This window comes from Tistrella sp. (assembly GCF_002684955.1).
Lineage (GTDB): Bacteria > Pseudomonadota > Alphaproteobacteria > Tistrellales > Tistrellaceae > Tistrella > Tistrella mobilis.
The window spans coordinates 1-25,349 of record NZ_NYWI01000071.1 but is presented as its reverse complement, the minus strand read 5'-3'; the positions used below and the strand labels follow the sequence as shown (position 1 = coordinate 25,349).

Here is a 25,349-nt window from a genome sequence, read left to right as displayed (position 1 = left end):
GCCCGCGGATGGCGCTCAGCCAGAGACTGGACATCAAGCTCTCCCAGGCGCTGGTCATGACGCCCCAGCTGCAGCAGGCCATCAAGCTGCTGCAGCTGAACAATATCGAACTCGGCGCCTTCGTGGACGAAGAGCTGCTGCAGAACCCGCTGCTGGTCCGCGCCGAAGAGCGGGACGAACCGTTGACGGCGCTTGCGACCGGTGATGCCGGCGACGATCCGCGGGGCCAGGACCCCGCTTTCGAGCCGGGAGCCCGCACCGAGTTGACCGAACTGGTCGGCAGCGGCGTCATGCCGGATTCCGAACACGCCCCTCTCGACGCCGATATCGCCGGCATGTTCGAGAGCGACGGCCCGGCGCCGTCCCAGGAAACCCCGGCCCAGCGCGAGATGGACCTGGATCCGGGACTCGGCTTCGATGCCGGCGGGCCGGTCGGCCGCGGCGGCGACATGAATTTCGATGGCGACGACGAGGGCTTCGAGGCCCGCACCAGCGAGGCCACCACCCTTGCCCGCCATCTCGAGGAACAGATCGCGGTCGAGATCCCGGAAGGGATCGAACGGGCGACCGCGACCGTGCTCGCCGGCCTGCTGGACGAAAACGGCTATCTGACCATGACCCCGGCCGAGGCGGCCCAGCTGATCGGGATCGACACCACGCGTGTGGAGGCGGTGCTCACCAGGCTGAAGGGGCTGGACCCGACCGGCGTCTTCGCCCGGGATCTGGCCGAATGTCTTGGCCTGCAGCTGGCTGAGCGTGATCGCCTGGATCCGGCCATGCAGGCCTTGCTCGCCAATCTCGACCTGCTGGCCCAGGGCGACCGGACGCGGCTGAAGCGGGTGACCGGGGTCGACGATGAAGACCTCGACGACATGATCCGCGAGTTGCGCGCCCTGGACCCGCGCCCGGGCCTGCGCTACAGCGCGGACCCGCTGCAGACCGTGGTGCCCGACATCCTGCTCCGCCCCCGCCCCGATGGTGGCTGGCAGATCGAGCTCAACCCCGAGACCCTGCCCCGGGTTCTGGTGGATCATGCCTATGCAACCACCATCACGGCCCAGGCGAAGTCCAAGGCGGAGCGCGAATACATTTCCGAGCGGATGCAGACCGCAAGCTGGCTGGTGAAGGCGCTGGACCAGCGCGCCCGCACGATCCTGAAGGTGGGCAGCGAACTGGTCCGTCAGCAGGACGGCTTCTTCGCCCATGGCATCCGCCATCTGCGGCCGCTGACCCTGCGCGACATCGCCGATGCGATCGGCATGCATGAAAGCACCGTCAGCCGGGTCACCGCCAACAAGTACATGGCCACGCCCCGCGGCCTGTTCGAACTCAAGTTCTTCTTCACCGCCGCGATCGCCACCGCCGACGGCTCCGGATCGGTCTCGGCCGAGGCGGTGAGGCACCGGATCAAGGAACTGATCGACGGCGAGAGCGCCGATGCGATTCTGTCCGACGACAAGCTGGTCGAGCTGCTGGCTGCGGATGGCATCGACATCGCGCGCCGAACTGTCGCAAAGTATCGGGAGGGGATGGGGATCGGATCCTCGGTCCAGCGCCGCCGGGCCAAGATGGCCAGGCGCTGACACCAGGGATCGGCCCCCACTGCGGACCTGCCGGAAGGGAGGCCGGCCGGCCCGACGGCCCCGTCAACGATCCGCCCCCGGCAATGCGCCGGTGCGGGGCGCGCGGCACTCTGTCGCGCCCCGCACCGGCGCAGACGCCGGATGCGGACAAGCGACAGGCGAGGGAACATGCAGCTTACCGTTACGGGCAAGCAGATCGACGTCGGCGACGCCCTGCGCGACCACGTCTCCGAGGAACTGGACCGCGGCGTCAGCAAGTATTTCGACGATGCCATCGACGCCCATGTCGCCTTCGGCCGGGATGCTCATCTGTTCCGCTGCGATATTTCGGTCCACGCCCGCCGCGGCGTCATGATGAAGGCCAGCGGCGCCTCCGACGAGATCTACGTCGCCTTCGATCAGGCACTCTCCCGTGCAGAAAAGCAGCTTCGGCGCTACAAGCGGCGCCTGCGGGATCATCACCGCACTGACGCGCGGGCCGATGCTGCACAGAATTCATTTGCATCCATCCCGGCCCGCGCCTACGTTCTCGCCGCCGAGGAGGACGAGACGGTCGAGCGTGAGGACGTGGCCGACGGCCACCCGGTGGTGATTGCGGAAACCGACACCGCCATCCTGTCCCTGACCGTGGGAGAGGCGGTGATGCGCATGGACCTGGCGGATCAGGCCGCGCTGCTGTTCCGCAACAAGGCACATGGCGGGCTCAATCTGGTCTACCGTCGCGAGGACGGGAATATCGGCTGGGTCGATCCGCGCCAGCCGGCCTGAGGGTCGACGTCGAACGGCGGAGACGCCGGAACGTCGGTACCGGGCCGGTCGCGGCATCCGGCCCCGACGGCCACCGGATCGCCGCTCCCGGTCCCGGAGGGGCCATCCGACGTGTAAGCCGGGGCCGCACGGGCGCCCCGGCTTTCCCACAAGAGGTTTCGATCGTCATGGAGATCGCGGATCTGCTGCGTCCGGAGGGGGTCTTTGCATCCCTGAAGTCCAGCAGCAAGAAGCAGGTTCTTCAGGATCTGTCGCAACGGGCGGCCGATCTGACAGGCATCGACGAACGCACCATCTTCGAGACGCTGCTCGAGCGCGAGCGCCTGGGGACGACCGGCGTCGGTAACGGCGTCGCCATTCCCCATGGCCGGCTGGGCGGGTTGGACCGGGTCCAGGGCCTGTTCGCCCGGCTGGAGCGCCCGATCGATTTCGACGCCGTGGACGACCAGCCGGTCGATCTGATCTTCCTGCTGCTGGCTCCGGAATCGGCCGGGGCGGACCATCTGAAGGCACTGGCGCGGGTGTCGCGGCTGCTGCGGGATGAACGGGTCTGCGACAAGCTTCGCGGCTCCGACACGGCCGAAGCGCTCTACGCACTGCTCACCGACGACGCATCGAGCAAGGCCGCCTGAACACGGGCCGCGCGCGCGACCGGACCGAGGGGCGCAGCCTTGCCATGGCGACGGACCCGCAGACCATTCACGCCACCTGCATCTGCATCGGCCCGGCCGGCGTTCTGCTGACCGGGCCGAGCGGCGTGGGCAAATCCGATCTGGCCCTGCGGCTGATCGATGCCGGCGCCCGGCTGGTCGCCGACGACCGCGTGGTGCTGCAGGCAGCAGGAACGCCGGATGCACCATGGCCTGTCGCCTCTGCCCCCGCGGCGCTTTGCGGCTTGATCGAGGTACGCGGGGTCGGCATCCTGCGCAGCGAGATGTCGGCGCCCGTCCCGGTGCGTCTGGCGGTCCGGCTCCATCCGCCGGGGCACAGGATTGAGCGCCTGCCCATGCCCGATGCCGTCATGCTTGCCGGCGCCGCCGTTCCGGTGATCGACCTGGTGGCGGTGGAGGCCTCGGCACCGGCCAAGTTGCGCGCAGCCCTGGCTGCCGTGCTCGATCCGCTTCAGAGGCATACATGACCCCGATCGCCCGGCCCGCTGCAGCCCGACCCGATGCGAACGGCCCCGCCCGCCTGCTGGTGATCACCGGCCTGTCCGGCGCCGGCCGGACCTCGCTGCTGAAGGCGCTGGAGGATCTGGGCTACGAGACGATCGACAACATGCCCGTCCGGCTGATGGCACCTGCGGTCGAAGCCATGGCGCCGGGCGAGGCGCTGGCGGTCGGCGTGGACGTGCGCACCCGCGGTTTCGATGCCGCCGCGGTCGATCAGGCGCTGAGCCAGGTCGCCGCCCTGCCCGGGCTTGCCGCCACGGTCGTCTTTCTGGACTGCGACGACGAGGTGCTCTACCGCCGTTACACCGAGACCAGGCGCCGGCATCCGCTCGCCAGTGCAACCGATCGCCCGGTCGAAGACGGCATCCGCGACGAGCGGGCGCTGATCGCCCCCTTGCGCGACCGCGCCGATGTGGTGCTCGACACCAGCGAGTTCAGTCTGACCGACCTCAGGCGCAAGGCGTCGGAGCTGTTCGCCTTCGGCGGCTCTCCGGGGCTGCAGCTCTCGGTCACCTCCTTCGGTTTCCGCAACGGCCTGCCGCGCGATGCCGATCTGGTCTTCGACGTGCGCTTCCTGGCCAATCCGCATTACGATCCGCTGCTCCGGCCGCTTACCGGTCTGGATCCGTCGGTGGGCGCCCATGTCGCGGCCGATCCGCTGTTCGCCCCCTTCTTCGACCGGATGCTGGACCTCATCCGCCTGCTGCTGCCGGCCTATGCCCGCGAGGGCAAATCCTATCTGACGGTGGCGGTGGGCTGCACCGGCGGCAAACACCGCTCGGTCTTCGTCACCGAACGTCTCGCAGAGGAATTGAGGCAGGACGGGTGGCGGGTTACAGTACGCCATCGCGACATGCCCGACGCGGATCTGGCGCGAACGGGATCCCCGGCTGCGAAACCGGTCTGAGGCGGCATTGCGCGCCTTCGCCGGCAGGTGGCTGCCCCTGAACTGAGGGGCCCCGGCGCGCGGCCACGATGGCGGGCGGTGCCGGTGCCTCCACAACAAGGTGACGACGGAACCGATGATCGGTCTGGTACTGGTGACGCACGGCCGGCTCGCCGACGAATTCGTGGCAGCAACCGAACATGTCGTCGGCCCTCAGAAGGCCATGAAGGCGATCTGCATCGGCCCCGACGACGACATGGAAAAGCGCCGCCAGGACATCATCGACGCGGTGGCCGCCGTCGACGGCGGCGATGGTGTGATCGTCCTGACCGACATGTTCGGTGGCACCCCGTCCAATCTCGCGATCTCGATCCTGGATCGGGCCCATGTCGAGGTGATCGCCGGCGTGAACCTGCCGATGCTGATCAAGCTCGCCAGCGTGCGCGAGACCGAGCCGCTCGCCAAGGCCGTGGCCAGCGCCCAGGACGCCGGGCGCAAATACATCAACGTCGCGAGCACCCTGCTCGCCGGCGACGGCCGCTGACCCGAGGGAGCCCCCGCCCGATGAGCCAGTCCGCCGCCCCCTCGGGCGATCGCCTGAAGCGCACCGTCGAGATCATCAACCGCCGCGGCCTGCACGCACGCGCGGCTGCGAAATTCGTCAAGACGGCCGACAGTTTCTCGGCTGAAATCGAGGTCACCCGCTGCGGCCAGACCGTGTCGGGCCGGTCGATCATGGGGCTGATGATGCTGGCTGCAAGCCCGGGCTGCACCATCGATATCGAAGCCGCCGGTGCGGACGCCCCACAGGCCATGGATGCCCTGGTCACGCTGATCGGCAACCGCTTCGACGAGGATGAATAGGCGGTCTTCCGCGCATCCGGCCCTGCCGACCCGCCGTTCCGGCGGGTTTTTTCATGGCCCGGCCCGCATGCGGCGGCATATTACCATATAAAGATAGCTTTATATTCCCTTGCCCGATCAGGCCGGCCAGGGCTATAACCAGTGGGAGAGACGTCTGCCGGTTTCCCGGCAAAGCCGCTATGCCCATCAGGAGCGCCCTCGATGACCACGTTCACGGACTACAAGGTCAAGGACATCGCCCTCGCCGAGTGGGGCCGCAAGGAGATCTCGCTGGCCGAGACCGAAATGCCGGGGCTGATGGCGCTGCGCGATGAATATGGCGCGTCGAAGCCGCTGGCGGGTGCGCGGATCGCCGGCTGCCTGCACATGACCATTCAGACCGCCGTGCTGATCGAGACCCTGACCGCGCTGGGCGCCGAGGTCCGCTGGTCGTCGTGCAACATCTTCTCGACCCAGGATCAGGCAGCAGCCGGCATCGCCGCCGCCGGCATCCCGGTCTTCGCCTGGAAGGGTGAGACCGAAGAGGAATACGAGTGGTGCGTCGAGCAGACCATCAAGGGGCCCGATGGCTGGACCCCGAACATGATCCTGGACGATGGCGGCGACCTGACCCTCATCATGCACCAGAAGTATCCGGAGCTGATGAACGAGGTCCGCGGCATCTCGGAAGAGACCACGACCGGCGTGCTGCGCCTCTACGAGATGGCCAAGACCGGCAAGCTGGCCTGCCCGGCGATCAATGTGAACGACAGCGTCACCAAGTCGAAGTTCGACAACCTCTATGGCTGCCGCGAAAGCCTGATCGACGGCATCAAGCGCGCGACCGACGTGATGCTGGCCGGCAAGGTGGCCGTGGTTGCGGGCTATGGCGATGTCGGCAAGGGCTCGGCCGAGGCGCTGCGCGGCCAGGGCGCCCGGGTGCTGGTCACCGAGATCGACCCGATCTGCGCCCTGCAGGCCGCCATGGACGGCTATCAGGTCACGACCATGGACGAGGCGGCGCCGCAGGGCGACATCTTCGTCACCGCCACCGGCAATGTCGACATCATCACGCTCGACCATATGCGTGAGATGAAGGACCGGGCGATCGTCTGCAATATCGGCCACTTCGACAGCGAGATTCAGGTCTCGGCCCTGCACAATTACGAGTGGAACGAGATCAAGCCGCAGGTCGACGAGATCACGCTGCCCGGCGGCAAGCGCCTGATCCTGCTCGCCAAGGGCCGTCTGGTGAACCTGGGCTGCGCCACGGGCCATCCGAGCTTCGTGATGAGCGCGTCGTTCACCAACCAGGTCCTGGCGCAGATCGAGCTCTGGAACAACGCCCAGGCCTATGAGCGCAAGGTCTACACCCTGCCCAAGCATCTGGACGAGAAGGTGGCGGCGCTGCATCTCGACAAGCTGGGCGTGAAGCTGACCAGGCTCAGCGACAAGCAGGCGCAGTATATCGGCGTGCCGGCGGAAGGCCCGTTCAAGCCGGAATACTACCGCTACTGAGCGACGCCCGCCTCTTGGGATCGCACCATCGTTGCGCCGCCGCCGGGTCCGCCCGGCGGCGGCGTCGCGTTCAGGGCCAATGGCACGATCCGTGTGGTGTCGTGATTGCGGCCCCGGCCATGACTGCTAAACTCGGGCCATGGATCCGATCGTCGTCGCCGCAGTCATGACGGCCCTTTCGGCGGGCCTTGCCGTGTACGCAGTCAGGCTGCGTGCGCGTGGGCGTGCCGTTGCCGATCGCCTGCAATCGGCCGAGCGTGAACTCGCGGCCGAACGCCGCGCCCATGAAGCGGCTGCCGTCGCCGCCGAGACCGCCTCGGCCCGGGCGGATGCCGCTACGGCCCTGCTCGATGCCCTGCCTTTGCCGGTCTGGTGGCGCGACATCAGCGGCGCGATCGATGGCCACAACGCCGCCTTCGATGCTTTTCAGCTGGGCGATGACGGGCATGAACGGCCGGAATTCGCCAACCGCGCCCTGATCGCCCAGGCCCGGGCTCTTGCCCGCACCGCCCGCGATCGCGGCCTGCCGATGCGCGAACGCCGCGCCGTGGTGACCGACGGCGTACGCCGGGTATACGAGATCCTGGAGATTCCGCCCGGAACCGACCGACCTGCCGTGGGTCTCGCTCTCGACGCCACGGCGCTCGCCGAAGCGGAAGCGGCGATGGAGCGGGTGGAAGCCGGCTATATCGAAGCCTTCGAAAGCGTCACCAGCGGCATTGCGGTCTTCGGCGCCGATATGCGCCTGACCTTCTGGAACGGGGCCTTCGCCCGGCTGTGGCATCTGGATGCCGCCTTTCTGGACCAGCGCCCGCGGGAAGGCGAGCTGCTTGAACGCCTGCGCGAAAGCCGGCGCCTGCCCGAGGTGGTGAACTTCCCGGCCTGGAAGCGCGACCGGCTGGCGCTCTATACCAGTCTGTTCGCGCCGATGGAGGAACTGGTCCATCTGCCCGACGGCCGCACGCTCCACGTCATCATCGCCCCCCACCGCCAGGGCGGGCTGGTCCACATCTACGAGGATGTCAGCGACCGGCTGGCGCTGGAGCGGTCCTACAACACCCTGATCGCCGTGCAGCGCGCGACCATCGATGCCCTGGCCGAGGGACTGGCGGTGTTCCGCTCCGATGGCCGGCTCGGCCTCGCCAACCAGACCTTCGCCCGATTGCTGGAGGCCCGGCCCGATCAGGTCTCGATCGAAACACCGCTCGGCCAGCTGCTGGATGCCGCCCGACCACTCGCCACCCGCGCCGACGATCTGGAGCTGGTCCGGCAGGTGGTGGACGAGGCCCTGGTCGAACGCCGCCGGGGCGAGATGACGCTTGAACTCGCCGGCGACCGCTTCTTCTCCATCGCCGCCACCCCGCTTCCGGACGGCGCCGCCCTGGTGTCGCTCGCCGATGTCACCGATACCATCCGGGTGGAACGTGCCCTGCGTGACAAGGCCGCGGCCCTTGCCGAAGCCGATCGCCTCAAATCTGAATTCGTGGCCCATGTCTCCTACGAGTTGCGCACCCCGCTGAATTCGGTGATCGGCTTCGCCCAGCTTCTGGCCAGCGAAATGGCCGGGCCGCTGAACCTGCGCCAGCGCGGCTATGCCGAAGATATCGTGCATGCCTCGGAACATCTGCTGGTGCTGATCAACGACATGATCGACCTTGCCTCCATCGATGCGGGTGACGTCACCCTCAACCGTCGTCCGGTGGATGTCTGCCAGCTTTTGCGGTCGGTGGCGGATCTCGCCCGCCAGCGCGCCAAGGCCGCCTCGGTGTCGATCGATCTGGACTGTCCGCCCGAATGCGGCACGATCGATGCCGACGGCCTGCGCCTGCGTCAGGCCCTCTACAACCTGCTCGGCAATGCGCTGCGCTTCACCCCTGTCGACACCCGCGTCCTCATGGCAGCCGAGGCCCGGCCCGCAGATCCGGCAGCAGGTCTTCCGTCTGTGGTGGCGATCACCATCTCGGACCAGGGCCCCGGCATCCCCGAGGACGAGCGCGAACAGGTCTTCGAGCGCTTCTGGCGCCGGCGCCGCGGCGAACGCAAGGCCGGGGTGGGCCTCGGCCTGCCGCTTGCCCGCAGCCTGATCGAACTGCATGGTGGCCGGATCCGGATCGACGATGCCCCTGGCGGCGGCGCGCGGATCACCTGCTTTCTGCCGGTGCAGGCACCGCCGGCAGCCATGCCTTCGACCGGTCAACAGACTGAAATTCCGGCATGATCGCCGTCTGCAACCCTGCCCTGACGGCCGCGAATTGATTGGACGGCGGCCGGGCCGAAGCCTATAAGATCGGAGCTATGATCAGGATCCCGTTCCTCAAGATGCACGGGCTCGGCAACGACTTCGTCGTCATCGACCGACGGAGCGGCCCGGCCCGGGGCCTCGTCCTCGACGACGCAACCATCCGCCGGATCTCGGACCGGCGGCACGGCGTCGGCTGTGACCAGTTCATTCTGATCGATCCGACCGATGACGACCCGATCGCCGCCGGCGGTGCCGATGCGGTGATGCGCATCCACAATGCCGATGGTGGCGAGGTCGGTGCCTGCGGCAACGCCACCCGCTGTGTCGGCGCCCTGCTGATGGACGAAAGCGGGCTCGGCCGCGCGACCATCGCCACGATCTCGGGCCTGCTCCGGGCAAGCCGCGATGCAGAGCAGCACGAAGCCGGCACGGTCACCGTCGACATGGGCCCCGCCCGGCTCGACTGGCGACAGATTCCGCTGGCTGCCCCCGCCGACACGCTGGCTGTGGAGGCTGTGGAAGTCGGGCCGCTGAAGCTGCCGGTGGCGGTCAATGTCGGCAACCCGCATGCGGTCTTCTTCGTCGACAATGCCGAGGCGATCGATCTCACCCGCTGGGGCCCGATGATCGAGCGTCACCCCGCCTTCCCTGAGCGCACCAATGTCGAAGTCGCCCATCTTCTGGGCCCCGACAGGCTGCGCATGCGGGTCTGGGAACGCGGTGCCGGCATCACCGCCGCCTGCGGCACCGGCGCCTGCGCCACGGCCGTTGCGGCCATCCGCCGCGGCCTCACGGGCCGTACGGTCGAGATCTTGCTCGACGGCGGCCCGCTGGTCATCACCTGGACCGAAGACGATCGCGTCTTGATGTCGGGCCCGGTCGCGACCAGTTTCGAGGGGACGCTCCACCCGTCCCTGCTCGCCTGACCTTCGCTTCCTCATCCGGTTTTCCGCCCTCATGTCCGACCAGACTGACGATCCCCTGCGGATCATCACCTTCGGCTGTCGCCTCAATGCCTATGAGAGCGAGGTGATGCGCGGCCATGCCCGTGACGGGGCGTCGGACGGGCGGACGATCGTGTTCAACACCTGCGCGGTCACGGCAGAGGCGGAGCGTCAGGCCCGCCAGGCGATCCGCCGGGCCCGTCGCGAGGATCCCGAGGCCCGCATCGTCGTCACCGGCTGCGCGGCCCAGATCCGGCCCGAAGCCTGGGCGGATATGCCGGAAGTCGACGCCGTCCTCGGCAACGAGGACAAGCTGAAGGCCGACCGCTTCGCCGCCGCCCTCGCCACGACGCCCAATCGCCTCGCCCCGTCAGCTCCGGCGGCGGCGGGTCCGGATTTCGTGGGCGCGACCGAACCCGCCCGGATCTTCGTCGACGACATCATGGCGGTGCGCGAAACCGCCGGCCATCTGGTCGAGGGGCTGGACGGCCGTGCCCGGGCCTTCGTGCAGGTCCAGAACGGCTGCGACCACCGCTGCACCTTCTGCATCATCCCCTATGGCCGCGGCAACAGCCGCTCGGTGCCCCTGGGCGAGGTGGTGGCCCAGGTGCGCGAACTGGCGGCCCGCGGCTATGCCGAGGTCGTCCTGACCGGGGTGGACATCACCTCTTACGGCGCCGATCTGCCCGGCCGCCCAAGCCTGGGCAATCTGGTGCGCCGGGTGCTGAAGCTGGTGCCCGATCTGCCCCGGCTCCGGCTGTCCTCGATCGATTCGGCCGAGATCGACCCCGATCTGATGCAGGCGCTGGCGGAAGAGCCACGGCTGATGCCACATCTGCATCTCTCGCTCCAGGCCGGCGACGACATGGTGCTGAAGCGGATGAAGCGCCGGCACAATCGGGCCCAGGCGATCGCCTTCGCCGAGGCCGTGCGGCGCATCCGGCCCGATGTCGTCTTCGGCGCCGACCTGATCGCCGGCTTCCCGACCGAAACCGACGAGATGTTCGCCAACAGCCTGAAGCTGGTGGAGGAGATGGGGCTGGTGCATCTGCACGTCTTCCCCTATTCCGCCCGCACCGGCACCCCGGCCGCGCGCATGCCCCAGGTGCCGGTGGCCGTGCGGCGCGAACGGGCACGGGCCCTGCGCGAGGCCGGCGCGGCCGGGCTTCGCGGCTGGCTCAAGACCCAGATCGGCACCGAGCTGCCGGTCCTGCTCGAGACCGCGGATACCGGCCGCAGCGAAGGTTTCGCCCTCGTGCGTCTGGCGACACCGGTCGATCCGGCGCTGGTCGGCGGGATCGTGACCGCCCGGATCACAGCAGCCGACGACGAAACCCTGGCGGGCGTGATCCTGCCGCATCATGCGGCCGAGCACAGCCGCCCCCATGACCACACCCATTTCGACGCCGCAGGGAGGGCGACCGCTTGAGCGAGGAGCAGACGAGCAAAGGCGGCTGGCTGTCCCGTCTTCGGGCCGGGCTGAAAAAGACCAGCAGCCGCATCGGCGACGGTCTGGTCGGCATCTTCACCAAGCGCAAGCTCGACGCCGAGACGCTGGAAGAGCTGGAAGAGCTGCTGATCCAGGCCGATCTGGGCCCGGCGACGGCGGCGAAGGTCACCGCCGGCCTCGCCAAGGGCCGCTATGGCCAGGATCTGGGGCTGGACGAGATCAAGGCTCTGCTGGCGGATGAGATCGCCAAGATCCTGGAGCCGGTGGCGCAGCCGCTGAACTTCGCCCCGGCCGGCTCCGGCCCGCGGGTCGTGGTCATGGTGGGTGTCAACGGCACGGGCAAGACCACCACGCTCGGCAAGCTCTCATCCGCCGCCGTTGCCCAGCGCCGCAGGGTGCTGCTTGCCGCCGGCGACACCTTCCGTGCGGCTGCCGTGGAACAGCTGGAAGTCTGGGGTCAGCGCGCCGGCGTGCCGGTGCTGAAGCGCGAAACCGGTGCAGATGCGGCGGGCCTCGCCTTCGACGCGGTGGAGCGCGGCCGCCGCGACGGCATGGATCTGGTGTTCATCGACACCGCCGGCCGGCTGCACAACAAGGCCGGGCTGATGGCCGAGCTGCAGAAGATCGTCCGCGTGATCGGCAAGGTCGACCCCGAGGCACCGCACGAGATCGTGCTGGCGCTGGATGCGACCACCGGCCAGAACGCGATCAATCAGGTGGAAACCTTCAAGTCGATGGTGCCCCTGACCGGCCTGGTGCTGACCAAGCTGGACGGAACCGCCAAGGGGGGCGTGCTGGTGGCGCTGGCCGACCGCTTCGGCCTGCCGGTCCATGCGGTGGGCGTCGGCGAAGGCATCGACGACCTGAAGCCCTTCGAGGCCCGAGCCTTCGCCCGCGCCCTGGTCGGGCTGGAGAGCTGATCCGATGACCGACAAGCCGAACGACGGTGTCGAAGCCCGTCCCACGGAGCAACGCCCGGCCGATGCCGGCACCGGCTTGATGCGTCTGGCGCTTGAGGCCGGGCCGCTGGTGGTGTTCTTCGTGCTGAACGCGAAGTTCGGCCTGATGACAGGCACCGCCGGCTGGATGGCCGCCACCGCCATCGCACTCAGCATCTCGTGGGTGCGCGAGCGTCGGGTGCCGATCCTGCCGCTGGTCTCGGGCGTGTTCGTGCTGGGCTTCGGTGGGCTGGCGCTGATCTTCGACGACGAGCTGTTCATCAAGATCAAGCCGACCGTGGTCAACACGCTGTTCGGCGTCATCCTGCTGGGCGGGCTGGCCCTGGGGCGGCCGCTGCTCAAGCCGCTGGTCGGCTGGGCCTTCCTTCTGGACCATCAGGGCTGGCTGAAGATCACCCGCAACTGGGGCCTGTTCTTCCTGCTGCTGGCGGTGATCAACGAGGTGGTCTGGCGGAATTTCTCCACCGATTTCTGGGTCGGCTTCAAGCTGTTCGGCATCATGCCGCTGACGCTGCTGTTCAGCATCTCGCAGGTGCCGCTGATCCAGCGTCACACCCTGGCCACCGGTGGCGACACCGGCGACCAGGGGTGAGTTTCATGCCGTTCAGCGCGGGCTGAGGCGCACCAGGCTGCCGTCGCGGTCGCCAGCCACCCAGATGCGGCCGGCATCATCCACCGCGATCCCGGTCGGGATATAGGCCGGCGGCATGCCGGCGGTCCCTTCCAGCCCGACCCGGCCCTTGAGGCCGGTCGAGATCAGTTCGCCCTTCGCCGTTTCGGGATCGAAGGCCAGCACCTGCCCCGTGCCGGTTTCCACCGTCACCAGCCGGCCATCGGGCAGGCGGGCAAGGCCCTCGGGGGCCTTCAGATCGCCCACGACGACCCGAAGCGCCTGACCGTCGACCGGGACTTCGACGATCCGGCCGGCACCGGTTTCGGCCACATAGACCGATCTGTGATCGGGCCCCGACCAGATCATCCGGGTCGGCATGACCAGATGCTCCACAACCGGCTTCTGATCGGCCGGCGCCGCACTGCCGTCCAGCGCCGCCTTATGGATGGTGCCGCCTGCGGTCAGGACCAGCAGATGGCCGTCATCCGCCATCAGCGCATCCATGGGCGCGGCCAGCTTGTTGACATGACCAAGCTCGGTACCGGTCGCGGGATCGAACATCTGCACCCCGCCCGCAAACCAGCTGGTCAGCAGGATCCGGCCACCGTCGTAATTGGCGTTCATCGGATTTTCGAGATTGCTCGCATAGGCCCGCGCGACGTCGGTCACCTTGCCCGTCGCCCCGTCGATGGTGCGATAGGCGAAGAGATCGGCCAGGTGCAGTGTCGAGCCGCCGCCGGCCTTGGGAACCGCCACCAGACCGCCCGGCACCGCCAGATCGCCCTTGATGATGGTATGCGTCCCGCCGGTCTTGGGGTCGACCTGGAAGATCGCCCCCTCCGCCATGTTCGAGACATAGATCGTGCCGTCCTCGCCGATGGCGAGGTTGTCGAGCGCCGGATTGAGCTTCGTGATCACGGTGGCTGCGCCGGTCGTCGGGTCGACGCGCTTCACCTCGCCCGTGACGGTATCGAGTGCCACCACCTTGCCGTCGGCTTCCAGATTGGCCGCAGCCGGCACCTTGAAGCCTTCGGCAAAGGTCTCGACCTTCGGATCGTCCAGGTTCACCCGGGCAAGCTTGCCCTTGAACCAGAGCGGGCCGGTGAGCGTGCGACCGCGGATCTCGAAGCCGTTGAGCCCGCCCATGCCTTCCAGAAGCTGCTTCGCCGGCGTCGCCCCGGTCGGGTCGATCTCGTAAAGCGCATCGCCCAGGAAAACCCGGGTCGCATAGAGCCTCCCGCCGTCATCGAAATCGAGTGAGTTGATGCCGGGAAGGCCTGTCGCCAGCACCTGCACCGGTGCCGCCTTGCCCTGAAGCGCATCGCCTGAGATGGCCCGGACCTCGCCGGACAGGAAAGCCGTCCAGACGATGCGGCCATCGGGCGCGATCACCAGATCGTCGGCCTGGCCGGCGGGCCGGTCGACGATCACCCGGGCCTTGCCGCTGACCGGGTCGACGCCGATGATCTGCTGGCCGACCACGCTGCCGCCGAGCACTTCGCCGTCGGGGGCGACCGCCAGACCGTGCACGCCGCGGAACGGCGAGGGCTGAATGATGGTGTCGAGCTGCCATTCGGCGACCGGCGCGCTCTGCGCTGCCGCCAGGCCCGGCACCAGCGCGGCCGCGGCCACCCCGGCGGCGAGCCACCGCTTGAAGCTGAGAGACATTGGGACGTTTCCTCTGCGGATGATCCGGGGCATCCGGTCTTGGCCGGACGCTTCTCCGATATGGATCATGCGCGGGATTTGTCTCACCTGCCAGAGCCGAGGGCGTACCGCCCCCCGATTTGATATGACGTTCGCTTCAGACAATGTCGGAAGCGGCGTTGGCTCGCCGGAGGTCGGGCGAGGTCAGGCCTGCGCCGGCGGTGACTCCGTCTCGGGCACAAGCTCGGGTTTCCGCTCGGGTTCCGGCGGTCTGGGACGCCAGAAATCCCGGCGGGAAACGGCATCGCCCTGATGCAGGCGTTGCCAGTCCTTCAGGATCGCCTTGACCGTGGGGAAGGCGAGCTCGCCCCAGGGGATCTCGTCCCAGGTGAACAGGCCGACCTCAAGGCTTTCGATGCCGGCCGAAATTTCGGCCCGCGTCATCCGGGCCAGGTAGAAGATCTGGACCTGATGGATTTCGGGGATGTCGTAGACCGCAAGCAGACGCTCGATCGCGGCGCGGGCGCCGGCTTCCTCGAACACCTCGCGCAGTGCGCCGTCGGCCGTGCTTTCGCCGTTCTCGAGGAACCCGGCCGGGATCGTCCAGAAGCCTTCGCGGGGGGCGATCGCCCGCCGGGCGAGCAGGATGCGGTCTTCCCACACACAGACCGCCCCCACTACCATATTGGGGTTCTGGTAGTGGATCATGCCGCATTGGGTGCAGACGTGGCGCGGCCGGCTGTCGCCCTGGGGGATGCGCAGGGTGACGCGGCCGCCGCAGGACGAGCAATAGTCCAAGGCCGGGAACCTCCGGGCGGATGGCGGGTGCGATCGGGTCCGATCAGAGTGACAGCCCGGGCGGGGCCGGGCAAGCCCCGCCGCCGATCATCATATGACCGCCGATCAGCCGAGCAGCAGTGCGTCGTCGGACAGTTCCTCGCCGCGCACGCGCTTGAACATGGCCAGCAGATCTTCGACCTGAAGGCCCTTGCGCTGCTCCCCCGAGACGTCGAACACCACCCGGCCCTCATGCAGCATCACCGTGCGGGTGCCGAAATCCAGCGCCTGCTTCATGCTGTGGGTGACCATCAGCGTGGTCAGCCGGCCTTCGTCGACGATATCGCGGGTCAGCTGCAGCACGAAATCCGCGGTGCGCGGATCCAGCGCCGCGGTGTGTTCGTCCAGCAGCAGGATCTTCATCGGCTGAAGCGTGGCCATCAGCAGGCTGACGGCCTGACGCTGACCGCCCGAGAGCAGCCCCATGCGATCCCCCAGCCGCTTGTCGAGGCCGAGGTCGAGCCGCTTCAACGCGGCACGAAAGCGGTCGCGGCGATCGGCGCGCACGGCGGCCCCCAGCCCGCGATTGGCCCCGCGGGAGAAGGCGAGCGCCATGTTCTCTTCGATCGACAGCTTCTCGCAGGTGCCGGCCATCGGATCCTGAAACACCCGTGCCATCAGCCCGGCGCGACGCCGTGCCGGCCAGCGGGTGACGTCGGTGCCGTCGATCACGATCCGGCCCTCATCCACCCCGATTTCGCCCGACAGCGCATTCAGGAAAGTCGACTTGCCGGCACCGTTGGAGCCGATCACACAGACGAATTCGCCCTCGCCGATGGTGAGGTCGAGCCCGCGCAGCGCCCGCGTCTCGAGCGGCGTGCCCGGATTGAAGGTGACCTGAAGGCCCTTGGCTTCGATCATCGGATCATCCCTCCCGGCTCAGGCGGCCTTGCGCCGCCGCTGGGCCAGCACCCGCGGCAGCACCATGGCGGCGGCGACCAGCACGGCGGTCACCAGGTTGAGGTCCGAGGCGGTAAGGCCCAGGAAGCCGGCATTCAACGCCAGTGCCACCGCAACGCGATAGAGAATGGCGCCGACCAGGCAGGCGATGATCGCCCGGGCGATGGTGCGGGTCGACATCACCGCCTCGCCGCCGATCACCGAGGCCAGGCCCACCACGATGGTGCCGACACCCATGGTGACGTCGGCACTGCCCTGGGACTGGGCGAAGAGCGCGCCGCCGATGGCGACCAGGCCGTTGGACAGGGCCATGCCGAGCAACGTCATCGCGGCGGTGTTGATGCCCTGGGCGCGGGCCATGCGCGCATTGGCGCCGGTCGCCCGCATGGCGAGCCCCATCTCGCTGTTCAGGAAACGGATCAGCAGGATCATCGCCGCGATCACCACCACGGCGAAAACCAGGGGGGTGAGCAGATAGAACGGCAGACCCAGCCCCTCGAACGGGGTCAGCACGGTCCGCTCGCCCAGCAGCGCCACATTGGGCCGGCCCATGATCCGGAGATTGATCGAATAGAGCGCGATCATCATCAGGATCGAGGCGAGCAGGTTCAGGATCTTGAGCCGGACGTTCAGCCAGGCCGTGATGCTGCCCGCGATGCAGCCCGCGACGAAGGCAAGGGCCGTCGACAGGAAGGGATCCCAGCCGCCGACGATCGCAGTGGCGGAGACCGCGGCCCCCAGCGGGAAGCTGCCGTCGACGGTCAGATCCGGAAAATCCAGGATGCGGAAGGAGAGAAAGACCCCGAGCGCCACCAGGGCGTAGACGAAGCCGGTCTCGATCGCACCCATCCAGGCGATCAGGCTCATCGCGCCCCTCCCCCGAGGCGCCCGGCGCAGCCCTGCGCCGGAAGGCATGCGTGCAGCATGTCGGTTGCGTTCCCGTCTGCCGCGTCCGCCGGGCCTGTCTCCGAAGCCCGGGCCGCGTGTGATCCCCACAGGTCCGAAGGGCCCGTTGCGGCCGTGCCGCGGGCCTCTGATGCCGCCGGCCGCCGTCTCCCCCGGCAGCTCGGCAGTCGTGCCGCCAGGGTGACGGGGCAGTGGTAGCGGATCACCCCCCGTGCCGCAAGCGGATCGCAAGTCCATATCAGAAGTGTAGAACGAATGAAACTATTTCGCGAAGACCGATCCGGCAGGGACAATGCGGATGCTCCAGCAAAAATGCCGCCCGGCGGACCGGGCGGCATCCTGCAGCCTGCGACCCGAACCGGCCGTCAGATCACTTCACCACTTCCTTGGCGTCGGCGATCACCGCCTCGGGGATGGTGACGCCCATCTCCTTGGCCGAGCCGGGATTCAGGTAAAGCTCGAGCTTGGAGACGGTCGAGGCCGGAATGTCGCCGGGCTTGGCGCCCGCCAGGATCCTGGCGACCATCTCGCCGGTCTGGACGCCGACGTCGTAGTAGTTGAAGCCGACCGCCGCGATCGCGCCACGGCCGACCGAGTTGGTGTCACCTGCATAGACCGGAATGTCGGCATCCTGGCCGACCTTCACCACGCTCTCGATCGCCGAGACCACGGTGTTGTCGGTCGGCACATAGATCGCATCGACCTTGCCGACCAGCGACCGGGCGGCGGTGAGCACGTCGCTCGACTTGGGCGAAGCGGCCTTCTCGACCGTCATGCCGAACTGGCCGGCGGTCTTCTCCACCAGGTCGACCAGGGCCACCGCATTCGCCTCACCCGGATTGTAGATCACGCCCAAACGCTTCACGTTGGGGGTGATCCGGGTGATCAGCTTCAGATGTTCGTCCATCGGCGACAGGTCCGAGACGCCGGTGACGTTGCCGCCCGGCTTCTCCATGCTGCTCACCAGCTTGGCACCGACCGGATCGGTCACGGCCGAGAACACGATCGGAATGTCGCGGGTGGCCGCCGCGACCGCCTGGGCCGACGGCGTCGCGATGGCGACGATCGCATCCGGCTGCTCGCCTACGAACTTGCGGGCGATCTGGGCCGCGGTCGCGACATTGCCCTGCGCGTTCTGATAGTCCCACGTCAGATTCTTGCCGACCTCCCAGCCGGCCGCCTTCAGCGCATCCTGCACGCCCTGGCGGGTGGCATCCAGCGCCGGATGCTCGACGATCTGGGTGATCGCCACGGACTTCTCCTCGGCCGCAAGGCTGGTGCCGGCGGCGAGGCCCGCAATGGCGAGCCCGGCAAGCGATGCCGCGATCCGCGTGGTCCGGCGGCGGGTGATCATGGTCATGGAAAGACGCCCTTCCCTGGTGTCGTTGTGGCGCGGCAGCGTCCCCGCGCCGCGGTCCCTCGTCTTTTTCGCGTGCGGCCGACACGGGGGCAACCGCCGTCTCCCACGGCGGCTGACCGGCCGTATGCGCGCTGGCACAAGGATGCCCATGGCCTGTGCGGCGGGTCAAGCGCACCCGGCGATCCATCGGCGCCCGATGCACGCAGACCGGGCATCGGCATGGTCACCCACACGAAAACAGGGATGCATGCCACGAAAACACCGCCGGCCCCTGCGGAACCGGCGGTGAGAAGGACATCTCGACGGGACGACGTTCAGACGGTGATGTCGAGCACGCTGCCGCGACCGCTGGCCTGGGGCGGCGGAGGCTGCCGGTCAGCATTGCTTTCCACCTTGCCGGCGGCAGGCACCGCCTCGACGGTCTGCGTGCCGCGCGGGTCGGCATAGCCTGCGACCTGGGTCGGCGCCACGGTCTGCGCGTTCAGGAAAGCGGCGGTGGGTGGGATCTGCATGGCCGTGCTCCGTAACCTCGGGACGGGCGACATCGATCACCCGTGCTCGACACAGATATCGTGATGAAGCGCGCACGGGTCAAGCCCCTGTTTGCACAGGCCTTCCGGCACCCCTGATGCCTCCGGTGTCCGATGGCTCATCGGATGCGGTTTGACGGAAGCCGTCCCTGCGCGCGATGATCCTGAAGACAGCGCGCCCTCTGCGCGCAGCCCGACCACGTCCCCACCTGCAAGCCCAACCTTTCCGGGGGTTCATGCGCCAGGACCGACCCGCCGCCCTTGCCCGATCGCTCACCATCGCCGCCCTGGCCCTGGGTGCGCTGCTGACCGTGGTTGCGGCAGGTCTGGCCTGGCGATCCTACGAGGCGGCGAAGACCGAGGCTGGCCGCCGCGCAACCGGGCTGGCCCTGCTTCTGGCCGAGCATGCCGCCCGGGCCATGGATGCGGTCGACATCGAAGTCGCCCGCATCGCCGATCAGATCCGCAACGAGAACCGGCTGCCTGATCGTCAGGACAAACACTGGTTCGACCGGCTGCGCCAGATCGCCGACGAGACGCCACAGATCCGGGCGCTGTGGCTGATCGATCCGGCCGGCCGGATCGTGCAGGTGACCCATGACTGGCCGGCCCCCCAGCTGACGGCCACCGATCACACCTATTTCGCCCGCGCCGCAGCCGGTGTCGAGGGGCTGATCATCGATCCGCCGGTCGAAGGGGTGCTGACCGGCAAATGGTATGTTCCGGCCGCCCGGGCGATCCGGACCATCGACAACAGGTTTCTCGGCGTGGTGGCCGCGGCGGTCGACCCGGCCTATTTCATTCAGGTCTACCGTTCGGTGGATGTGGGCCCGGGTGGCCGCCTGCTGCTCCTGGACACCGACGGTCGCAAGCTCGGCAGCGTCCCCGACGGCGGCGACGGTGCCGGAAACGCCGCGAGTATCGTTGCAAGCCCCCGCAATCCTGCGGGTCTTGGCCGTGCCTGGAGCGATCCGACCCGCATCTCGGCGGATCGCGCCCTGGTCGATCCCGACGACGGTGTGGCACGTCTCTACGGTCTTGCTGATGTCCCCGGGCGTCCGCTGGCCGTGGCGGCCGGCCTGTCGCTCGTCGACATCCGGGCGGCCTGGGCCGAAGCCCGTGTGGCCGATCTGGTCCTGATCGTGGTCGTGGCGGCCGTGCTCTCCGTCATGCTGCTTCTGATCCGCAGGCGCATCGTGGTTCCGATCGCCCGGCTGCACGCCGCGGTGGCGGAGCTGGGCGGAGGCGACACGATCCGGCCGGTGCCCGCCGTCGGCGGCGCGCGCGAGATCGTCGAGCTGGCAGACGGCATCGAGCGCATGCGCGCGGCTCTCGATCGCCATACCCGCGACCTTGAGGGGGAGGTCGCCGCCCGTACCGCCGAAGCCGCAGATCGCGGCAGGCTGCTTGACGGGGCCTTCGCGGCCCTTGGCCATGGGATTGCGATCTTCGACCAGGATATGGTGCTGGTGGCCTGCAATCAGCGCTATGCCGGGCTGATGGGGGTGCCCGAGGACCTGACACAGCCGGGCACACCGCTTGCCAGAATTGCGGAGCAGGCGCTCTACGAGGTGGCGGAGACGACACGCCCTGAGCGGATCGAGAAGCGGCTGGCCCTTGCCCGGATGCGCGAAACCGCCACGCTGACCGAAACCTCCGCCCAGGGGCGGGTGATCCGCATCACCCACAACCCCATGGCCGACGGCGGCTCGGTCGCGATCTATGAAGACGTCACCGAGGCGCGCAAGATCGATGCGGCGCTGCGCGACAGCGAATGGCGCTACCGGTTGCTGGCCGAAAACGCCGGCGACCTGATCCTGCGCCAGGATCCGGAAGGCACCATCCTCTATGCCTCTCCGGCATCGCAGACCCTTCTGGGGCTGGAGCCCGACCGTCTGATCGGCCGGCGTCTGGCCGATCTGGTCGTGACCGAGGATGCCGACGTGCTTGCCGCCCACATGACCGCGCTTGTCGAGCACGGTCGCGATCGGGCGACCCTGCGCATGCGTCACGCCACCGGGCGCCCCGTCTGGGTCGAGGCCGGGGCCCGAATGATCCGCGACCCGCGCACCGGCACGCCCGCCGAATTCCACGCCAGTCTGCGCGATGTCGGCGAACGGGTGGCCGCCGACCGGGCCGCCACCGAGAATTCCCGCCTGCTCTCCACCACGCTGGACAGCATGCGCCAGGGGCTGTGCCTGCTTGATGCCGGGTTCCGTGTTGTGCTCCACAACCGGCGCTTCCTTGAGATGAACGGCCTGATGGCCGAGGACTGCCCACCCCTGGCCGATTTCGAACAGCTGATGCACCTGATGGCCCGGCGCGGAGAATTCGGCACCGGGCCGGCCTTCGCCGAAGTCACCCGCCGGTTGTCGGCATTGCGCAGGCCCTGGCCGCAAAGCTGGGAACGCCGCCGGCCCGACGGGACGGTGCTCGAAATGGCCAGCGCGCCCTTTCCCGGCGGCGGGCTGGTGATGACCTTCACCGACGTCACGACCAGACGCGCCGCCGAGCGCGAACTGGCCCGCCAGACCGAAGTGCTGCGCCTGACCATCGATGCGATGGAACAGGGCCTGATGCTGGTGGACCGCACGCTCGACATCGTGGTGGTCAACCGGCGCTTCCAGGAACTGCTGGAGATCCCGAGCGGCATCGCCCGCCCCGGCAATCCGATGACCGAACTGGTCCGCTTCGTCGCCCGTCGCGGCGAATTCGGCCCCGGCGATCCGGAACGACTGGCGGAAGCCTGGCTCACCCGGATGCGCGACCCCGCCTTGCTTGGGCAACCGGTAGAACATGTCCGCCCCGATGGCCGCCGGCTGGAACTGATTCGCCTTCCGGTTGACGACGGCGGCACCCTGACCATCTACACCGATGTCACCGATCGGCGTCGCATGCAGGATGCGCTGGAAGACGCCCGTGAACGCGCCCTCGGCGCCGCAGAGGCGCGGTCGCGCTTTCTGGCCACGGTGTCCCACGAGATCCGTAACCCGCTGAACGCCATCCTGAACGCCCTGCATTTTCTGGACGAAACCGACCTCGACCCGGAGCAGGCCGGCCTGGCCCAGATCATGCGCCGGGCCTCGGAACTGCTGCTCGACCTGCTCGACGACGTGCTGGATCTGTCCCGGATCGAGGCAGGCAAGCTCGCCATCGATCCCAAGCCGTTCGACCCCGTCGCCCTCGCCCGCGACGTCAAGGCGATGTACGACCCGCAGGCACGCCGCAAGGGGCTGGAAATCGTCGTCGAGGCCGCGCCTTCGGTGCCACCTCGGCTGATGGGAGACCAGAGGCGGCTGCGCCAGATTCTGGTGAACCTGACCGGCAATGCCGTGAAGTTCACCGAGGCCGGGCGGGTCACACTCTGCCTCGATCTGGTGCCGGCCACGACGGGCGGCCCGCCTGTTCTGCGGATGGAGGTGATCGACACCGGTGTCGGCATCCCGCCCGAGCAGACCCGGCAGCTGTTCGAAGAATACTACCAGGCCGGCGCCGATCAGGCCGCCGCCATGGCACGCGGCACCGGCCTTGGTCTGGCGATCGTCAGACGCCTGACCGATCTTCTGGGCGGGCGCATCGGTTGCGACAGTGTCGCCGGAGAGGGCAGCCGCTTCTGGTTCGAGCTGCCGGCCGTTCTGCCCTCCCCGCGAAGCCTGGCCAATGCCCACTCCCTGCTGGCTCCCGAGCCTTCAAGGATCCCGACCCGACGACATCCAGGACCGGAGACCATGCCCCGACACGCCGACACGGATGAGGTACCACCCCGCACACCCATCCGCATCCTGCTTGCCGAGGACAACGCCATGAACCAGATGCTGACCGCCCGCGCCCTGCAGCGGGCCGGCTATACGGTCGACAGCGTGAGTGAAGGCAATGCCGCGGTCGAGGCCGCAACGGCCCACGACTACGACCTGATCCTGATGGACGTCCAGATGCCGGGCCTGAGCGGGCTGGAGGCAACCCGCCGCATCCGGTCCATCGAGGGCCCGAGAGGTCGCACCCCGATCCTGGCCCTGACCGCCAATGCCGGACGAGAGGCAGCAGAGATCTGCCGTGCCGCGGGCATGGACGATCATCTCTCGAAACCCTTCAGGCGCGACGATCTGGTTGCAGCCGTGCGCCGCTGGCTGCCGGGAGGTGCCGAACGGCCCGACGGACAGGACGAGGGCGCAACGCCCCCCGATCAGGCACGGGGAGAAGGCGCCTGATCGGAAATCACCCTGGCGGTTGTTCCAATTGCACGCATAAGGCAATATTTGTTTGAAACAATAGCGCGTATTGGTAGGATGATTCAGAAGCGGGGGCGCTCTTCAAGACCCTCGCCACCAGGCACATACGGGAACGGGGCAAACCATGGCCCAGATCGACGATGGTATCACAGATGCCACGTCCAGCGGAGCCGTGGCCGGCACTGGCGCCGGCCCGGTCGCCGGGGACGTGTCCGGCGGCACGCTGCGGACGGCCGCAGAGGCCGATCTGCCCGATGGCGGCAACAAGTGGGCGTTCCCCATTCTGGCGATCGCCTTCGGTGCCTTCGCCGCCGGTCTTCTGGTCGCCGGCAGCCTGCTGGCGGGCGTCGGCCACGGTCCATCGGCCGACACGCCGGAAAAACTCAACGTTCGCTTTGCCGATCCGTCCTGGGACGGCGTCTCCATTCCGGTCCATGCCCGCTGCAGCCGCTATGGTCCGGCCGGCGCATCGCCGGAACTGATCGTCGCGGGCCTGCCCGAAGGCACCCGCATGGTCGCCGTCGCCTTTAATGACGACAGCTACCGTCCACTCTCGACGGATGGCGGCCACGGCACGATCGCAGTTGCCGCAGACGGTGGCGTGGGGTGGGTTCTGGTCCCCTCCGTCCCCGGGGAAACGGCCGCTCTGCCCGAGGGCGTCATGATGCTTGCGCCCCATCGCGGCCGGCTGTCCCCCGGCACCGCCTATCTCGGCCCCTGTTCCGGCGGGACCGGCAATCATTATTCCGCCGAGATCGTCGCCCTGCGTACGCCCCTGCCGCCCCAGGGGGTGCGTCTCGCCATGGCCGGCGACGACGTACTCGCCCGCTCCACGATCAGTCTCGGCCGATATTGAGGCGCCGGTACCGCACCGGCATCGCCCTCCCCCCGACACGATAAACGCCGCCTCCCGGAGCTGACCCGAGAGGCGGCGTTGCAGTCATTGCAGTGGCCCCAATTGCAGCGGGTCCGTGTCGGAAAAAGACCGGCGGCCTATTTGTCGCGATCACGGGTCAGGGCTTCGATCTGCTTCTGCAGATCGTTCAGCCTGTCGGCCAGTTGCCGGATGTCCTCGCCGGCCGCTGGTGCCGCAGGCTGGGCCGCCGGCCGCTCCTCGGCCTCCTCGGTGCGAGGCGCCTCGGGCATACGCAGGCCACCTGCGAACATGCGCATGGCCTGCTCCATCATCTGCATGTTCTGCTTGCTCATCTCCTCGATCGAGGGGAAGGGAAACAGATTGCCGAAGGTCCGTCGCACCTGCTCCTGATTCCGGGCAAGCGACTCCATCGACATTTCCAGATAGCGCGGCACGAAGGCCTGCAGACTGTCGCCGTAAAAGGAGATCAGTTGACGCAGGAAGCTGGTCGGCAGCAGATTGCGCCCCTTGCCTTCTTCCTCGACGATAATCTGGGTCAGAACCTGATGGGTGATGTCCTCCCCCGTCTTCGCATCATTGACGATGAAGTCGATATCGTCCTTCACCATCTGCGACAGATGATCGAGCGTGACGTAGCTGCTGGTCGCGGTATTGTAAAGCCGCCGATTGGCGTACTTTTTGATCTTGACCTTTACCTTTTCGGTCCGCCCGGCGGTCGCTTCAGACTTCTCGGTCATTCTCTCCCCGCGCATTCATCGGGCCATGTCGGCGGGACACGGATCCCACGCCTCATGCATCCCGTATCGTTATCGGCCCGCATCGTTATCGGCCCGTATGGGTATCGGGCAATGTCGCCGCATCCGCCATGGGCGCCCCCTGCGCATCGGCGACCGGAGCCTTGCTGCACGGCAAAACCGACAAGAGACGCAGCATGGGTGATTAAATCACAGGGTTGATCCGCACCGCAACAAGAGGGGCCCGCAGTGCCAGGGCAATCGGGTGAAACTGTGCGTGACAGGACGGAAAAAGTCTGAATCTCTCGTTGTCGACGTTGCTGGCTTGGGAGGGATGAATGGAACCGTGTG

22 protein-coding genes are annotated in these 25,349 nt (G+C 68.0%); 15 read left to right on the top strand and 7 right to left on the bottom strand.

Features of this window, described 5'->3' with window-relative positions; translation table 11 throughout:
- Window positions 1-8 precede the first annotated feature (8 nt).
- The 13 genes from rpoN to CMO28_RS21620 all read left to right on the top strand — a co-directional run bounded on the left by rpoN (window position 9) and on the right by CMO28_RS21620 (window position 12,957).
- Window positions 9-1,583, top strand: a complete 1,575-nt coding sequence (gene rpoN / locus CMO28_RS21680; RefSeq protein ID WP_296716914.1) for an RNA polymerase factor sigma-54 — start codon at window positions 9-11, stop codon at window positions 1,581-1,583.
- A gap of 168 nt (window positions 1,584-1,751) precedes the next feature.
- Window positions 1,752-2,351 carry a ribosome hibernation-promoting factor, HPF/YfiA family gene (gene hpf, locus CMO28_RS21675; RefSeq protein WP_014743695.1) on the top strand — a complete coding sequence of 200 codons (600 nt, stop codon included), beginning with the start codon at window positions 1,752-1,754 and terminating at the stop codon, window positions 2,349-2,351.
- A 167-nt stretch (window positions 2,352-2,518) separates the two neighbouring features.
- Window positions 2,519-2,983 carry a PTS IIA-like nitrogen regulatory protein PtsN gene (gene ptsN / locus CMO28_RS21670; RefSeq protein ID WP_014743694.1) on the top strand — a complete coding sequence of 155 codons (465 nt, stop codon included), beginning with the start codon at window positions 2,519-2,521 and terminating at the stop codon, window positions 2,981-2,983.
- 44 nt (window positions 2,984-3,027) lie between these two features.
- Window positions 3,028-3,489 (top strand): HPr kinase/phosphorylase, encoded by a 462-nt coding sequence (locus CMO28_RS21665; RefSeq protein ID WP_296716905.1) that lies wholly within the window; start codon window positions 3,028-3,030, stop codon window positions 3,487-3,489.
- Window positions 3,486-4,430, top strand: coding sequence for an RNase adapter RapZ (rapZ, locus tag CMO28_RS21660; protein WP_062761768.1), 945 nt, complete (start codon window positions 3,486-3,488; stop codon window positions 4,428-4,430). Before CMO28_RS21665 ends, rapZ begins: the two co-directional genes overlap by 4 nt.
- A 115-nt stretch (window positions 4,431-4,545) precedes the next feature.
- Window positions 4,546-4,953, top strand: a complete 408-nt coding sequence (locus tag CMO28_RS21655) for a PTS sugar transporter subunit IIA (RefSeq protein ID WP_014743691.1) — start codon at window positions 4,546-4,548, stop codon at window positions 4,951-4,953.
- 20 nt (window positions 4,954-4,973) lie between these two features.
- Complete coding sequence (locus CMO28_RS21650) at window positions 4,974-5,273, top strand: HPr family phosphocarrier protein (RefSeq protein ID WP_062761769.1); 300 nt, start codon at window positions 4,974-4,976, stop codon at window positions 5,271-5,273.
- A gap of 201 nt (window positions 5,274-5,474) precedes the next feature.
- A complete protein-coding gene (gene ahcY / locus CMO28_RS21645; protein ID WP_062761770.1) occupies window positions 5,475-6,770 on the top strand; it encodes an adenosylhomocysteinase in 1,296 nt (431 codons plus the stop codon).
- 139 nt (window positions 6,771-6,909) lie between these two features.
- Entirely contained in the window at window positions 6,910-8,988 is a 2,079-nt protein-coding gene (locus CMO28_RS21640; protein WP_296716892.1) for a PAS domain-containing sensor histidine kinase, read from the top strand.
- 77 nt (window positions 8,989-9,065) lie between these two features.
- The gene (gene dapF / locus CMO28_RS21635; protein ID WP_296716889.1) at window positions 9,066-9,938 is read left to right on the top strand and encodes a diaminopimelate epimerase; all 873 of its coding nucleotides are present in this window, start codon (window positions 9,066-9,068) and stop codon (window positions 9,936-9,938) included.
- Between the two features lie 31 nt (window positions 9,939-9,969).
- The gene (mtaB, locus tag CMO28_RS21630; RefSeq protein ID WP_296716888.1) at window positions 9,970-11,385 is read left to right on the top strand and encodes a tRNA (N(6)-L-threonylcarbamoyladenosine(37)-C(2))-methylthiotransferase MtaB; all 1,416 of its coding nucleotides are present in this window, start codon (window positions 9,970-9,972) and stop codon (window positions 11,383-11,385) included.
- Window positions 11,382-12,326, top strand: a complete 945-nt coding sequence (gene ftsY, locus CMO28_RS21625; RefSeq protein WP_062761774.1) for a signal recognition particle-docking protein FtsY — start codon at window positions 11,382-11,384, stop codon at window positions 12,324-12,326. The genes mtaB and ftsY overlap by 4 nt, the downstream gene beginning before the upstream one ends.
- A gap of 4 nt (window positions 12,327-12,330) precedes the next feature.
- Complete coding sequence (locus CMO28_RS21620) at window positions 12,331-12,957, top strand: septation protein A (RefSeq protein WP_296716885.1); 627 nt, start codon at window positions 12,331-12,333, stop codon at window positions 12,955-12,957.
- Window positions 12,958-12,969: 12 nt separating this feature from the next.
- Here the strand turns inward: CMO28_RS21620 and CMO28_RS21615 are convergent, their stop codons facing one another.
- The 6 genes from CMO28_RS21615 to CMO28_RS21590 form a co-directional block, all read right to left on the bottom strand.
- Window positions 12,970-14,646 (bottom strand): hypothetical protein, encoded by a 1,677-nt coding sequence (locus tag CMO28_RS21615; protein WP_296716881.1) that lies wholly within the window; start codon window positions 14,644-14,646, stop codon window positions 12,970-12,972.
- A gap of 183 nt (window positions 14,647-14,829) precedes the next feature.
- Window positions 14,830-15,423 carry an NUDIX hydrolase gene (locus CMO28_RS21610; RefSeq protein WP_296716879.1) on the bottom strand — a complete coding sequence of 198 codons (594 nt, stop codon included), beginning with the start codon at window positions 15,421-15,423 and terminating at the stop codon, window positions 14,830-14,832.
- A gap of 105 nt (window positions 15,424-15,528) precedes the next feature.
- Window positions 15,529-16,323, bottom strand: coding sequence for an ABC transporter ATP-binding protein (locus CMO28_RS21605; protein ID WP_062770242.1), 795 nt, complete (start codon window positions 16,321-16,323; stop codon window positions 15,529-15,531).
- Between the two features lie 18 nt (window positions 16,324-16,341).
- The gene (locus CMO28_RS21600) at window positions 16,342-17,229 is read right to left on the bottom strand and encodes an ABC transporter permease (RefSeq protein ID WP_296716873.1); all 888 of its coding nucleotides are present in this window, start codon (window positions 17,227-17,229) and stop codon (window positions 16,342-16,344) included.
- Window positions 17,230-17,638: 409 nt separating this feature from the next.
- On the bottom strand, window positions 17,639-18,628 hold the full coding sequence (locus CMO28_RS21595) for an ABC transporter substrate-binding protein (RefSeq protein ID WP_296716870.1): 990 nt from the start codon (window positions 18,626-18,628) through the stop codon (window positions 17,639-17,641).
- Between the two features lie 314 nt (window positions 18,629-18,942).
- Window positions 18,943-19,140 (bottom strand): hypothetical protein, encoded by a 198-nt coding sequence (locus CMO28_RS21590; protein ID WP_062770236.1) that lies wholly within the window; start codon window positions 19,138-19,140, stop codon window positions 18,943-18,945.
- A gap of 254 nt (window positions 19,141-19,394) precedes the next feature.
- On the opposite strand from CMO28_RS21590, the gene CMO28_RS21585 reads away from it, so the two are divergent.
- Both CMO28_RS21585 and CMO28_RS21580 read left to right on the top strand, forming a co-directional pair.
- On the top strand, window positions 19,395-23,366 hold the full coding sequence (locus CMO28_RS21585) for a PAS-domain containing protein (RefSeq protein WP_296716865.1): 3,972 nt from the start codon (window positions 19,395-19,397) through the stop codon (window positions 23,364-23,366).
- 145 nt (window positions 23,367-23,511) lie between these two features.
- Window positions 23,512-24,243, top strand: a complete 732-nt coding sequence (locus CMO28_RS21580) for a hypothetical protein (protein WP_296716861.1) — start codon at window positions 23,512-23,514, stop codon at window positions 24,241-24,243.
- A gap of 137 nt (window positions 24,244-24,380) precedes the next feature.
- On the opposite strand, the gene phaR is transcribed toward CMO28_RS21580, so the two are convergent.
- Entirely contained in the window at window positions 24,381-25,001 is a 621-nt protein-coding gene (gene phaR / locus CMO28_RS21575; RefSeq protein WP_062770227.1) for a polyhydroxyalkanoate synthesis repressor PhaR, read from the bottom strand.
- Window positions 25,002-25,349: the final 348 nt, after the last annotated feature.